Raw genomic sequence first — 13,917 nt, 5'->3', positions numbered from 1 at the left:
TAATTGATGCCCTTTAGCCCTTATATTCAGTAATACATTTACTCATACTTAATACTACTTATGAAAATTAGGACAGTGTTTAATATTACCAATGATGAAATTTTACTATACATATGATAAGGTTTATCGATTAAAAAAGAATTTATAGCGGAACATATCTCAGAACGACATAAAAGGAGAAAACATGCAGCAGCAACTGCTAGACTGGGTACGTCAATTCAACCAAGATTATGCTAACCTCGCCTCTTTACTCATGGTGCTCGGGTTAATTCTCATAGTTGCCTGTGTATTACACCTTATCTTGCATAAGCTATTACTTCCACGGTTAGAAAAGCGTGGGCAAAAATTTGCAGGTAGTTGGCCTCACTTAATTACTCAACATAACCTTTTCAATCGCTTTGCGTTTGTTATTCAAGGGGTGGTCGTCAATATCCAAGCAACTTTATGGTTGCATCCTGGTTCAACGGCACAAGCTGTTCTTAAAGTCGGTTCACAGGCGTGGTGTTTATTATTTGGTTTATTAACGCTTTACTCTATTCTTGATATTATCCTCGGTGTATTGCAGCGGGCTGCAAGAACTGCCCACCTGCCACTTCGGGGCATATTCCAAAGTATTAAGCTAATTGCTTCTATTCTAATTGGTATCATGATCATCGCCCTATTAATTGGCAAATCTCCGCTAATTATTTTAAGTGGCCTTGGGGCAATGACTGCGGTCATGATGTTAGTCTTTAAAGACCCTATAATGGGTTTAGTCGCAGGGATCCAACTTTCAGCCAATAATATGGTGAACATTGGTGATTGGTTAGAAATGCCTAAATATGGCGCTGATGGTGCAGTCATCGATATTGGTTTAACGACTGTGAAAGTACAAAACTGGGATAATACCGTTACAACAATCCCAACTTATGCTCTCATTTCCGATTCGTTCAAAAACTGGAAAGGAATGACAGATTCAGGTGGCCGCCGTATTAAGCGTAGTGTCCGATTAGATGCCAACAGCGTGCATTTTTTACAACCTGATGAAACAGAGCTGTTCATTAAAGCCAATTTACTTGAACCTTATCTCGATAAAAAGATATCAGAAATTCAAATTTATAATTCTAATATTCCTGATGATAAAGCTATCCCATTGAACCAACGTAAGTTAACCAATATTGGGACTTTCCGTGCTTATATTGAAGCCTATTTGAAATCCCATCCGAATATTCATAAAAATATGACGATTATGGTTAGGCAACTTGAGTCAGATTCAAATGGTGTACCAATAGAAATATATGCATTTACCAATACAACGGTATGGGTCGAGTATGAACGAATTCAGTCCGATATCTTTGACCATATATTTTCTATCCTGCCACAGTTTAATTTAGCGGTACATCAATCACCTACCGGAAATGATGTTAGAATGATAGGTAAATCTACAGAAAAATAGTTAACACTTAGTGATTAGTTAATATTTCTTATTTATCTACAACTAAAGTAGTAATTTAAAGAGGGAGAAATCCCTCTTTTGCCTGCTTTCCCCTCCTACCATTATATAAAATCAAATATAGCGATAGTTAATTAAAACAGAACTACCACCCTCTTCTTGACAGAAAAAAGCCTTATAAATTATATAAATACATTTTACTTATCAGGGGTAACATTGATGTAAGTCATGTAACTCAGCAGAAACTTTTTTTAACATATAAAACAAGATAGTAATGTTGTTATTTACATATAGGCAATGTCAATGCATAAAATTAAAAAAAATACTCAATTTGGAGAACTGAGCAGGAGGGAGTTTATACAAACCTCTGCAACAGTTGCGGGTGTCGCCGCAGTTGCTGGCTCAATCACCCTTCCCTTTGCTGCACAAGCAAAAGCACCAGCAATTATGCCTGACGAAGTCAGCGAAAAAATCAGCTATAGCGCATGCTTAGTTAACTGTGGTAGCCGTTGTCCATTAAAGGTTCATGTTAAAGATGGTGTTATCAGCCGTATCTCAAATGAGACCATGTATGACGACTCTACTTTAGGCGAACACCAAATTCGTCCATGCTTACGCGGTCGCTCAGTTCGTTGGAAAACCTATAACCCTGATCGTTTAAAATACCCAATGGTACGCGTTGGTAAACGTGGTGAAGGGAAATTCAAAAAAATCACATGGGATGAAGCCACTACCATCATCGCTGAGAAGTTGAAATATACCATTGATAAGTATGGTAGTGATGCCATCTATTATCAGTATGGCTCCGGCTCTACAGGGGCGAACTTGCACGGGCGTGCAGCGTGTAAACGTTTATTAAGTTTAACGGGTGGCTTCTTAGGTGACTATGGGACTTATTCATACGCTCAATTAATGGAAATTACTCCTTATGTGTATGGCGGCATTGAAGAGTCTTATTTATCTGAGATCCAAAACTCAGATTTAGTTGTCATGTTTGGTCATAACCTTGCAGAAACTCGTATGTCAGGTGGTGGTCAATTCTATGAAACGCTAAATGCCTTGGACAAAAGCAAAGCAAAAGTGATTATTATTGACCCTCGCCGCACCGATAGTGTGACAACACTAGGCGCAGAATGGGTCCCTATTTACCCGGGGACTGATGCGGCATTAGTTGCTTCATTGGGCTATGTAATGATCCAAGAAGGGCTAACGGATGAAGAGTTCCTAAATAAATACTGTGTTGGCTGGGATGAATCTACATTACCCGCTTCTGCGCCACGCAATGCATCTTACAAAGATTATATTTTAGGTAATGGCCCTGACGGAATAGCTAAAACGCCAGAATGGGCGAGCAAACTGACTGGAATTTCAGTCGCGCGGATAAAACAACTTGCTCGCGAAATTGGTAATGCTAATCACGCATGGATTTCACAAGGTTGGGGCTTACAACGCACCGAAAATGGTGAGCAAGCCTGTCGCTCAATTATGATGTTACCGCTAATGTCTGGCAATATCGGTCGTGCAGGTACCAATACTGGTTTATGGGGTAATAGCTATGCATATCCTGTAGCGGGTTTTGGCTTACCTAACCCAGTCAAGGCACTGATCCCAACTTATATGTGGTCTGAAGCCATTGTAAGGGGTAAAGAGCTTACGGCTGAAAACGCAGGTATCAAAGGTGTCGATAAATTAAATAACGACATCAAGTTTATGTGGTGTTACTCAAGTAATGTGATTGGTAACCAACATGGTGATTTAAACAAAACCCATGAAATTCTTGCAGATGAATCAAAATGTGAATTCATTTTAGTTTGGGATAACCATGACACCCCATCAGCAAAATATGCAGACTTGCTATTACCGGATGTAACAACCGTTGAAACTAACGATTTGATTAATAACTCCTATGCAAGTGGGGCCTACCATTACTTAGTTCGCCTACAAAATGCAATTGAGCCACTATGGGAAAACCGCCCTAACTATGATGTCCTAGCTGAAATTGCTGAAAAAATGGGCGTTAAAGAACAATTTACCGAAGGGCGTACATACGCACAGTGGATTGAGTTCTGCTATAACAAAACGCGTGAAAAAATGCCGCATTTACCTGAGTTCAGTGAAACCGATGGTGCGGGTATCATCGACCGTAAATTCCTGAATAGTGCAGAAAATGTCGCACTACAGAAATTCCGTGAAGACCCAATAAACAACCCGTTGAAAACACCGTCAGGTAAAGTCGAAATCTACTCGGAACAATTAGCTGAACGTGTGAAAAACTGGGAATTACCAGAAGGTCAGCGTATTCCTGCAATTCCAGAATATTGTGTGAATAAAGAAGGCGTTGAAGCACAAGCAGCGCAACAAAAACATACGTTATTAATGACTGGCTTCCACGATAAAGGCCATGTGCATTCGTCTTATTATAACGTTGCCATGCTGCGTGAAGCGATTCCTCACCAATTTTGGCTTAACCCAATCGATGCACAACAACGTGGATTGAACAATGGTGATATTGCTGAAATTTTTAATGACCGTGGTCGTATTCAAATCAAAGTGAAAGTTACAGAGCGTGTATTACCCGGTGTTATCGCTGTTCCACAAGGTGCATGGCGAGCTCTCAATAATGAGGGGTTAGATATAGGCGGTTGTATCAACACGCTAACCTCACATGTTCCTTCGCCACTTGCAAAAGGAACGCCACAACATACCAACCTTGTTGAAGTTAAACGCGCTTAAGGAGTTAAATGATGAAACAATATGGCTTTTACTTTGACTCCACAAAATGTACTGGCTGTAAAACTTGCCAAGTCAGTTGTAAGGATGAAAAAGATTTAGATTTAGGCCCCAAATTCCGTCGTGTTTATGAGTTTGGTGGTGGTAGTTGGCAAAAACAAGATGGTATATGGCAGCAAAACGTTTTCAATTACTATCTTTCTATTTCATGTAACCATTGCTCAAACCCAACGTGTGTCGCGGGTTGCCCAACAGGCGCCATGCATAAACGGGAAGAAGATGGTTTAGTCGTTGTTGACCAATCAATTTGTGTTGGTTGCCGCTACTGTGAATTGCGATGTCCATATGGTGCACCGCAATTTGATGAAAAGAAAAAATTGATGAGCAAGTGTGACGGATGTTATGAACGAGTGGCACAAGGAATGAAACCCGTTTGTGTTGAGTCTTGCCCACAGCGTGCTTTAGATTTTGATGATATTAATGTTCTACGTGAACTACATGGCACTGAATGTGGTATTGCTCCAATGCCAGATCCTAGCCTAACAAACCCAAATATTGTCATTAAGCCACATAAAGATGCGAAGCCATTTGGCGATAAAAGTGGCGAACTAAAAAACCCTGCGGAGGTGTAAAATGCATGAATTACCACTGGTTTTTTTCACTGTCTTAGGACAATCAGCCGCTGGGCTTTTCTTGCTTGCTTATTTAAGCCGTAAAATGGGTTCGATTGACGATAACCAATTAAAAACAGCCAATATTATTGCCTTTATCATCATGATCATCGGCTTAGGTATCGGTGGGTTACACGTAGGGCAACCCCTACGTTTCTTCAATATGCTGCTTGGCGTTGGTCGCTCACCAATGAGTAATGAAGCCTTCTTAAGTGGCGTTTTTGTTGGTTGTGCTGCCGCAACACTGTTTTTCACCTTATTTTTCAAGCACACGCTATTGCGTGAGCTGGCAAATATTGCTGCGGTGATCTCAGGGCTTGCTTTTGTTTGGTCAATCCCGCAAGTCTACAATATCGCAACTATTGCTAACTGGAATACGGGCTACACCACCTTACAAATGTGGATGACCATGTTAGTCGGTGGCGGTGCGTTAGCTATTGTTATTGGTGCTCGAGGTTTAGGTATTGCATCGTTTCTGGTCGGTACATTTGCTATTTTTGCAAGCCGAGCTAGTTACCAAGCTTTCTTAACCGAAACAGGTCCGGCACTGAGTAGTGAACAAACTGGTTTTTGGGGATTTCAAGTTGTTGTACTGGCAATCGCCTTAGCGGCTTTCGTTGGTATGGCCTTAAAGCAACGCGCACCAAAAGCGACTTTAGCCACCTGTGCAGCAGCAGTATTACTAGCTGAACTTGCCGGTCGTATTGCGTTCTACAATTTGTGGCAAATCACCATGTAACCTATTGTTGTTACTATGTTATAGTTGTTTATCAAAGAACCCCATTTGGGGTTCTTTACTTTAATTTCATTGCCCTGACTAAATTCAAGCTGCCAGATATATTTTGCTTTAACTCGTTTACCCTAAATAGTTTGAATGACAGCTAGGAGACAAATGAATATAACTGAGAAAGCATACATTAGTATGCGGCCTGAATAGACGAGCGCAGTCAACACTGCTGTAGCTCAAAATATGACGGATAAATTAACGGATATAAAATGATTGATACGACATTACTGCGCATTTTGGGTGCTTGCTTCTATTATTCACCCCAATCCGAAACTTTAAAAAACTTATTCCCCGTGTTACCTGAAATCCCGACCCTATATTCATGGCAAGACGCAGAACAAATACAAGAACTTTGCACTAAATTATCAGCAATACAAGCTGATGAAATTAGCTATGATTATTCAATCCTATTTGAAGGACAAGGTAGTATGCCAGCTCCACCATGGGGGTCAGTATACTTAGAGCATGACAATACTGTCATGGGTGAATCAACGGCAGAATATCGTAATTTCTTACAAAGCAAAGGGTTAGTGACAGACACTGGGGTCCGTGAGCCTGAAGACCAATTTGGTTTAATGATGATGGCAATTTCAGCTTTAGCAGAACAAGGGCAAGAAGCCGCAATCACGGTATTATTTGAGCAACATTTATTACCTTGGGCGTACCGTTACTTAGCTCTCGTTCAGCAGTCCAAAACAGAAACACTGTTCTATCCATGCCTAGCCCAAATCACTGAGATATATTTAAAATCACTACAACAAGAATTAGGGTTATCCCCCGCGAAAGTTGAATTATTTCGCTAAATAATTAATGTTGCTAAATGAGCTTCTCAATAGATAGCTGGGGGCCCATTTAGCAATGCATTTATTCAAGTGCCTCTAAAATGAAGAGTTAGGTTCTTGTAAAAATGCAACTTCTTCTGGTGTTGATACCCGGCCTAAAATGTTATTGCGATGCGGGTAACGCCCGAATTTATCAACAATAGCCTTGTGGCGCATTTCATAATCCAGAGTCGCGTCATCACCTAACATGCGAAATAATTCAACAGCCTGCAAATGAATAAAGCTAGATTCCGAATGCATATAAGGCATCAAAATAAACTTACGTTGTGATAAGGTCAGCAAATTATAATCATGCTGTTTAATCGCCTCTTGAGCTAAAGCTAATGCCATACCATCTTGAGCAAAAGACCTTGGCGTATCGCGCCATAAATTACGTGAAAATTGGTCCAACACAATGATTTCCGCTAACCGCCCCCGTATAGACGCTCGCCAATAAGCCAACTCACCTTTAGCTGCACGCTCACAGATTTGCGAAAAACGCTGTGCTATCGCCAAATCAAATTTAGCACTTTTCTCAAACCACTGTTTGGGCGTAGATTCCTCAAACCAAAAGGAAAGCACGTCTTCCATGGTATTCATAATTTATTCCTATCACTTTTCTTAATAGAGGTTATTTAAATCCTAGTTAAAAATCACTTTAATTAATAGGCTTGAGCTCTAAAAATGGCTATTTGCAGATAATTATTTTGTTTCTTTGCGTGCTATCACTAAAAAATCATGCACTGACTACTCGTGAATTTTGTAACCGTTATTTTTACCACTGGCTATTTGTTGTTTAGTGTCAATATGGCCATTCTTCATGTCTAAATACATACATTTATTTAACTCAATGTTAGAATTCCACTTATAATGTGTGAGTAAATCAGGTGCCGCCGATACTCAATAGTCGTAATAACTCATCAGCGTTTCATATTGGTTTTATTTAAGGAAGGCAATGTAAATGGCAGGACATATGGTACTTATTGGTTGGGCATTATGGGTTAGTCCTTGCGGCACAGATTCATGTGATGCATTGCCCGTGACTGAAACCATTTTCACACAAGAGCAATGTGTCAGCCGAAAAAAATACTTAGAATCAAAACGACCAAACCTTTATTTTCTCTGCGGTGAGGTTTATCGTGATAGTGAAGAGATGGCCGTTGAAGAACAACATGCGGTTCCTGCACCACACCCACCATTAAGGTCGTTACCTAAGCGCCAGTCTCGTTAGCTTGAGCCGTTTTCCAGCCCAAGCCATACAACTATTACATGTTAGATAATTTCAGCAATTGGAGATTCCGCTTCAATAAACTCACCTTTATTTGCATGGTATTTCAGCGTTCCAGTACGATGAGCAATAATTTGCACTTCCATTTTCATCGCTTCCATTACGCCAATAACATCCCCTTCTACGACATTGTCCCCCTGAGGGATCAACCAGTTAAACAACACACCGGAGATAGGCGCATTCACCACATCAGGGTTGCTAGCAGCTTGAAGCTCACCGTTAGGTGGTATCATATTAGTTGGAGGCACACTATTTGCGGTAAGGCCGGACATTAACTGCGCCGGTAAGCCTAATTCACAACGTTTGCCATCAATTTCAATAAAGGTGCGAGTCAATTGATGGTTTGCAGATGGAATTTGGCGCTTTGCAGGGGGGATCTCCACACTAAATTCTGTTTCAATCCAACGTGTATGTACATTAAAACGGTCACAAAAGTCGGCTTGTTCCATGACCGCGCGGTGGAACGGTAATACCGATGCGACCCCCTCAATCTTAAACTCTGCTAAAGCGCGACGGGCGCGTGAAATAGCTTGTTCTCGCGTATTTCCCACCACTATCAGTTTTGCCATTAACGAATCAAATGTCCCTGGGATCGTCGTACCAGCAGCAACACCACTATCAATACGAACTCCAGGCCCTGTTGGAACATCAAAAGTTGTAATTGTCCCTGGTGTTGGCAAAAAACCATTACCTGCATCTTCCGCATTAATTCGGAACTCAAAAGCATGACCGCGAGGCTTCGGAGTCTCATTAATACTTAAAGGTAAACCTTCGGCAATACGTAATTGCTCAATAACTAAATCAATCCCTGCCGTTTCCTCAGTTACCGGATGCTCAACTTGTAGCCGAGTATTCACCTCTAAGAATGATAACGTCCCGTCCTGACTCAGCAAAAACTCAACGGTGCCTGCGCCAACATAGCCAGCTTTACGGCAAATATCTGTTGAGGATTTAATAATTTGTTGCTGTTGTTCCTCAGATAAAAATGGCGCGGGTGATTCCTCGACCAATTTTTGATTACGACGCTGCAATGAACAATCCCTTGTCCCCACCACCAGCACATTACCATGTGTATCTGCAATCACCTGTGCTTCAATGTGGCGCGGGTTATGCAAAAACTGTTCAATAAAACACTCACCACGCCCAAAAGCGGCAACCGCTTCGCGTACAGCAGAATGATAAAGTTCTTCAACTTCATGTAATTGCCACGCGACTTTGAGACCTCGACCACCTCCACCAAACGCAGCTTTTATTGCGATAGGCAAACCGTGTTGATGAGCAAATTTAACTACCTCCTGCGCATCAATAACCGGGTCTTTCGTCCCCACAACCAGTGGGGCTCCTACTTGCATAGCAATATGGCGAGCCTGAACCTTATCACCTAAGATATCAATACTCTCCGCACTTGGTCCTATCCATATTAAACCCGCATCATTCACCGCACGGGCAAATTCCGCACGCTCAGACAAAAAGCCATAACCTGGGTGCACCATCGTCGCACCTGACTTCTGAGCGACTTCAATTAACTTTTCAATATTTAAGTAACTTTGTGCAGGTGAGTTCCCGTTTAGCCCATATGCCTCATCTGCCATTTTAACGTGTAATGCATCAATATCGCTGTCTGCATACACCGCAACAGACTGGAAACCATAATCACGGCAAGCACGAATAATACGAACAGCGATTTCACCTCGGTTTGCAATCAATACTTTGTGTGTCTTTTTATTCTTGTTCATCAGTACCATCACTCCCATGTAATTCTTTAAATTCACCAAGTGGATTAAAGCGTATTCTTGCATTGACAGGAATTTGCCCTGCTAAATCTAAATGATATTCACATACGGCCCCAATAACTGGGTACCCTCCGGTTAATGGATGGTCATTTAAAAATAAAACTGGCTGGCCATTCGCTGGAACTTGGATAGCGCCTATACAAGTCCCCTCACTCGGCAATTCTTGTAATTTTTTACGCTCAAAAGGTTTCTCACCTGACAAACGCAAACCTATACGATTTGATGCGGCTGTTACCTGCCACAATTGATTTATTAGCTTATCAATAGCTTGCTCTGTAAACCAATCAGTTCTAGGGCCTAAAACCACATCAAGCACAACAACATCATCTGCATCTGGGTAATCAAATGCAGGGGTTTCTGATAAAGAAACTGCTGATATCGGTGAGCTCGTCTTAATGCTTAGTGCCTGATTAACCCTAAGAGGCGCAGGACCAACCTGTGCCAAAGTGTCGAATGAACAACTAGATAAAATAGGTTTAACATTAAACCCACCCCGTACAGCTAAATAACTGCGTACACCTTTATTTGGACTCCCAAGTTTAATCACATCCCCTTTGATTAAATGTACAGGTTGATAAGGATTAACTTGATATTGTTGATTGCTAGCGGTTGTCACCTCAATCACACAGGAGGCGCCTGTAACAGCAACTACTAAATTTCTATTTATTTGAGCTTTAAAGCCACCTTGAGTAATTTCTAATACCGCTGCGTCAGATAAATTCCCCACAATACGATTAGCACTACGTAGTGCTGATTTGTCCATACCACCGGATTCTGAAATCCCTAATGCCGACTGGCCTACTCGACCTAAATCTTGGAATAACGTCTGTAAACCCGTAGCCAACACGATTAAGTCTGCTTTCGTATTTTCAGGTTGCTCTATGCTTAGGTTCTTTGTGGGTAAACTATAACTAACCTGACTTTTCTGTGCATCAACAAAGTTGACCCGGGTCCCTGCCTGCACTAAGGCTGGTTCAGGGCGGTTGATATCCCACATTGATAACTCGGTTACACCAATTAACTGCCAGCCCCCGGGGCTTGCTTGCGGATAAACACTACTAAACTCCCCTGCCAAAGCCACTGAACCTGCGGGTATCCGCACTCGAGGTGATTGGCGCCTTGGGACATTTAACTGAGCATGCTTAGAAACCATGTACCCAAAACCCGGCGCAAAACCACTAAAAGCAACTTGATACTCATTTTGTGTGTGTCGCCGGATCACCTCATCAACAGAAACACCGAGGAACTGGGCAACATCAGGTAAATCCTGTCCATTATAATGGACAGGAATTGTCACAAGCTTGCTAGCCTTCGCTTTAGCTTTGGTGATATCCCTCAAGGAAATCAATTTAACCAAGTTGTCTTCTTCCGCAATAAACGGGTTATAGCGGACTAAAATGGTTCGCGCTGCGGGGATTATTTCTTCAACCCCATGAATTGGTATCTCTGTTAAAGAGTCTGTCAGTGCCATTGTTTGTTCAAGGCTATCCAATTCAACCATGAAGGCACTTAAATTGACGGGTAAAAATCGCAATGGGCACCTCTATATATGATATGCAGCATCAGGAACATCAGTAATAAACATATAACCGGGTGCATGACTCAAAGCAAAAGGAACACCAGACTTCATTACTGCCGCTTGTGGCGTCACTCCGCATGCCCAAAATACCGGAATTTCCCCTTTTTCAATTCTGACGGCATCACCGAAATCAGGGCGCATAATATCCTGAATACCAAGCTGCTCAGGTGCACCAACATGAACAGGCGTTCCATGAACCGCGGGAAAGCGCCCAGTAATACTCACGGCATCCGCGATGCGGTCAGCGGGGATTGGGCGCATTGAAACAACTAATTCCCCCTGCAAACGCCCCGCGGGGCGACATAATCGATTCGTTTTAAACATGGGGACATTCGATTGATCAGTGATATGCCGTATATCAATACCCGCCTCAATCATTGGCGTTTCAAATGTAAAGCTACAACCAATAAGAAAGGTGACTAAATCTGGATGTTGTTGATAAATCTCTGTCGCATCTGTAATTTCAGCAGCTAACTGCCCATTTTCCCAAACACGGTAACGTGGAATATCTGTCCGTAAATCAGCTCCGTCTGCAAGGCTTGTTTGCCAACTCCCTGCTTCGCATACATCTAGCACTGGGCAACTCTTAGGGTTACGCTGTGCGTATAATAAAAAATCGAACGCCCAGTCACGGGGCAAGGCTATCATATTGGCTTGTGTCATTCCGCGGGCAAGCCCTGCTGTTGGTTTATCATAACCACTACGAATAGCTTCTCTGGCGGCGCGTGCCGCATCAATCGCTTGTTGCGATGCCTTCATAAGTTGCGTCATTAGCTATCCCTTCTATGCACAAAACCCTGAATTTCAATGCCTTGATTTTCTAATACATTACGTACTTCCTGTGCCATTTCTAACGCACCGGGGCTATCCCCATGTACACAAATCGACCCAGCTTCAATCGGAGTAAATTGGCCATCAATTGACATCACCCCGCCTTCGTTAACCAGTTGCAACATGCGTTGTGCAACTAATTGCGGGTCATGTAAAACTGCGCCTTCTAATCGACGTGAAACTAACGTGCCATCGCTGTTATAAGCCCTATCCGCAAAGGCTTCAGCCACCACATTCAACCCACTTTCTCTTGCCCATTCAATCAATGGCGAGCCCGCTAATGCGACTAATATCAATTGATTATCAACAGCTAACATTGCATTAATCACAGCCATCGCTTGGCGCTTATCGTGAGCAATCGTGTTATACAGTGCCCCATGGGGCTTAACATAACGTACTTGAGTCCCAACGGCGGTAGCTAGCCCTTGCAGAGCGCCAATCTGGTAAATAACATCCGCCATTAATTCATCAGTAGCAATATCCATATTACGACGACCAAAACCAACTAAGTCGGGATAACCAACATGAGCACCGACCACAACCCCATTATCTTGAGCCGCTTGCAGTGTTTTTAATATGCCTTCTGGTGACCCCGCATGGAACCCACAAGCAACATTAGCACTGCTAACCACGGGAAGGATCGCTGCATCATTCCCCATACTCCATTGACCAAAACTTTCCCCGAGGTCACTGTTTAAATCGATTTGTTTTTTCATCATCGCCCCTTGGGTTACTTCAGATAATTAAAGATTGTACTGACAGACATAACACCCATATACCAAGTTAAGGCACAGGTAATAACCCCAGACCATAATAACCAACGTGGATAGTGGTATCCCGACATCAAATCAGTTCTTTTCCAACCAATATAAACAAACAAGGTCAATCCAATAGGCAAGATTAACCCATTGAAACCACCTGCAAATACTAATAATGCGGCAGGCGCTGTTCCCATAAATAAATAAACAATTAATGAAATAGCAATAAATAGGATGGTCGCGACATTACGCTGCCTTTCGGTAATTGATGATTTAAATGCCGTTAAAAAACTCATTGATGTATAAGCTGCACCAATCACGCTGGTCAGTGCCGCAGCCCATAAAATTAAGCCAAAAATACGTAAACCAAAGTTACCTGCTGCTGCCTGAAATGCTTGAGATGCAGGGTTAGCCGCATGCCCTGAAATATCAATCGTTACACCACTTGCAACCACACCTAAGATCGCAAGGAATAAAATGTAGCGCATCAAACCAACAACTAAGATGCCTTTGGTTGCTGCACTCGACACAATATTTATATTTTCAATCCCTACTGCACCTTTATCTAATAAGCGGTGCGCGCCTGCATAGCAGATATAACCCCCAACGGTTCCCCCGACAATGGTGGTTATCATGGCAAAATCAACCGTATCCGGTAATACACTTTGACGTAGAGCCTCGCCAACAGGTGGGTTTGATGCAATAGCCACAAATAACGTTAGGCCAATCATCACTACACCTAACCCAATAATGAGCCTGTCAATAAATGTGCTTGCTTTACGGGATGAGAAAATATAAATCGCCAGCAATGCACTGATTAACCCTCCCCATTTTGGGTCGAGACCAACAAGTGCATTTAGCCCTAAACCTGCACCAGCAATATTACCAATATTGAAAATAAGCCCACCAAAAATAACCAATATGGCAAGTAAATAGCCACTTCCTGGGATTGTGGCATTAGCAATTTCTGATGAATGCATTTTCGTTAATGTCACGACTCGCCATATATTTTGCTGAACAACAAAATCAATCACGATAGACGCTAAAATACCGAACGCAAATGCCGCACCTAATGTGACAGTAAAGGTTGCTGTTTGTGTAATAAATCCAGGACCTATGGCAGAAGTTGCCATCAAAAAAATTGCACTTATTAATGAAGAACGGCGGCTTTTCACATACTCTGCGGTCGTTGATGCGCTTTCTTGAGCGGCCATATGCATACTCCTC

12 protein-coding genes are annotated in these 13,917 nt (G+C 42.3%); 6 read left to right on the top strand and 6 right to left on the bottom strand.

Translation table 11 applies throughout. From position 1 onward, the window contains the following. Positions 1 to 184 precede the first annotated feature (184 nt). The 5 genes from M1F14_RS12000 (at position 185) to M1F14_RS11980 (ending at position 6,423) form a co-directional block, all read left to right on the top strand. Positions 185 to 1,435 (top strand): mechanosensitive ion channel family protein, encoded by a 1,251-nt coding sequence (locus M1F14_RS12000; protein WP_042844392.1) that lies wholly within the window; start codon positions 185 to 187, stop codon positions 1,433 to 1,435. A 300-nt stretch (positions 1,436 to 1,735) separates the two neighbouring features. Next, positions 1,736 to 4,165, top strand: a complete 2,430-nt coding sequence (locus M1F14_RS11995; protein ID WP_042844393.1) for a DMSO/selenate family reductase complex A subunit — start codon at positions 1,736 to 1,738, stop codon at positions 4,163 to 4,165. Positions 4,166 to 4,176: 11 nt separating this feature from the next. Then, positions 4,177 to 4,794, top strand: a complete 618-nt coding sequence (locus M1F14_RS11990; RefSeq protein WP_042844394.1) for a DMSO/selenate family reductase complex B subunit — start codon at positions 4,177 to 4,179, stop codon at positions 4,792 to 4,794. 1 nt (position 4,795) lies between these two features. Beyond that, positions 4,796 to 5,572, top strand: a complete 777-nt coding sequence (locus M1F14_RS11985) for a DmsC/YnfH family molybdoenzyme membrane anchor subunit (RefSeq protein ID WP_042844395.1) — start codon at positions 4,796 to 4,798, stop codon at positions 5,570 to 5,572. Between the two features lie 257 nt (positions 5,573 to 5,829). Next, complete coding sequence (locus M1F14_RS11980) at positions 5,830 to 6,423, top strand: molecular chaperone (protein ID WP_042844396.1); 594 nt, start codon at positions 5,830 to 5,832, stop codon at positions 6,421 to 6,423. A 75-nt stretch (positions 6,424 to 6,498) separates the two neighbouring features. On the opposite strand, the gene M1F14_RS11975 is transcribed toward M1F14_RS11980, so the two are convergent. Further along, positions 6,499 to 7,041 carry a DUF924 family protein gene (locus tag M1F14_RS11975; RefSeq protein ID WP_042844397.1) on the bottom strand — a complete coding sequence of 181 codons (543 nt, stop codon included), beginning with the start codon at positions 7,039 to 7,041 and terminating at the stop codon, positions 6,499 to 6,501. A 361-nt stretch (positions 7,042 to 7,402) separates the two neighbouring features. On the opposite strand from M1F14_RS11975, the gene M1F14_RS11970 reads away from it, so the two are divergent. Further along, entirely contained in the window at positions 7,403 to 7,672 is a 270-nt protein-coding gene (locus M1F14_RS11970; RefSeq protein ID WP_048607480.1) for a hypothetical protein, read from the top strand. Positions 7,673 to 7,713: 41 nt separating this feature from the next. Here M1F14_RS11970 and M1F14_RS11965 read toward each other — a convergent pair whose 3' ends face one another. From M1F14_RS11965 to M1F14_RS11945, 5 genes are read right to left on the bottom strand one after another with little or no spacing between them, the layout of a single operon-like run. After that, positions 7,714 to 9,474 (bottom strand): acetyl/propionyl/methylcrotonyl-CoA carboxylase subunit alpha, encoded by a 1,761-nt coding sequence (locus M1F14_RS11965; protein ID WP_405127783.1) that lies wholly within the window; start codon positions 9,472 to 9,474, stop codon positions 7,714 to 7,716. Continuing rightward, positions 9,452 to 11,056 carry a 5-oxoprolinase/urea amidolyase family protein gene (locus M1F14_RS11960; RefSeq protein ID WP_181468574.1) on the bottom strand — a complete coding sequence of 535 codons (1,605 nt, stop codon included), beginning with the start codon at positions 11,054 to 11,056 and terminating at the stop codon, positions 9,452 to 9,454. The genes M1F14_RS11965 and M1F14_RS11960 overlap by 23 nt, the downstream gene beginning before the upstream one ends. Before the next feature lie 9 nt (positions 11,057 to 11,065). Continuing rightward, the gene (locus M1F14_RS11955; protein ID WP_042844401.1) at positions 11,066 to 11,872 is read right to left on the bottom strand and encodes a putative hydro-lyase; all 807 of its coding nucleotides are present in this window, start codon (positions 11,870 to 11,872) and stop codon (positions 11,066 to 11,068) included. Next, a complete protein-coding gene (locus tag M1F14_RS11950) occupies positions 11,872 to 12,648 on the bottom strand; it encodes a LamB/YcsF family protein (RefSeq protein WP_042844402.1) in 777 nt (258 codons plus the stop codon). The genes M1F14_RS11955 and M1F14_RS11950 overlap by 1 nt, the downstream gene beginning before the upstream one ends. 14 nt (positions 12,649 to 12,662) lie before the next feature. Beyond that, a complete protein-coding gene (locus M1F14_RS11945; protein WP_042844404.1) occupies positions 12,663 to 13,904 on the bottom strand; it encodes an NRAMP family divalent metal transporter in 1,242 nt (413 codons plus the stop codon). Positions 13,905 to 13,917 lie beyond the last annotated feature (13 nt).

It is taken from the genome of Providencia sp. PROV003, assembly GCF_045040775.1.
Classification (GTDB): domain Bacteria; phylum Pseudomonadota; class Gammaproteobacteria; order Enterobacterales; family Enterobacteriaceae; genus Providencia; species Providencia huashanensis.
Note: the sequence above shows the minus strand (reverse complement) of the source record. Positions and strands in the feature narration are given on the sequence as shown.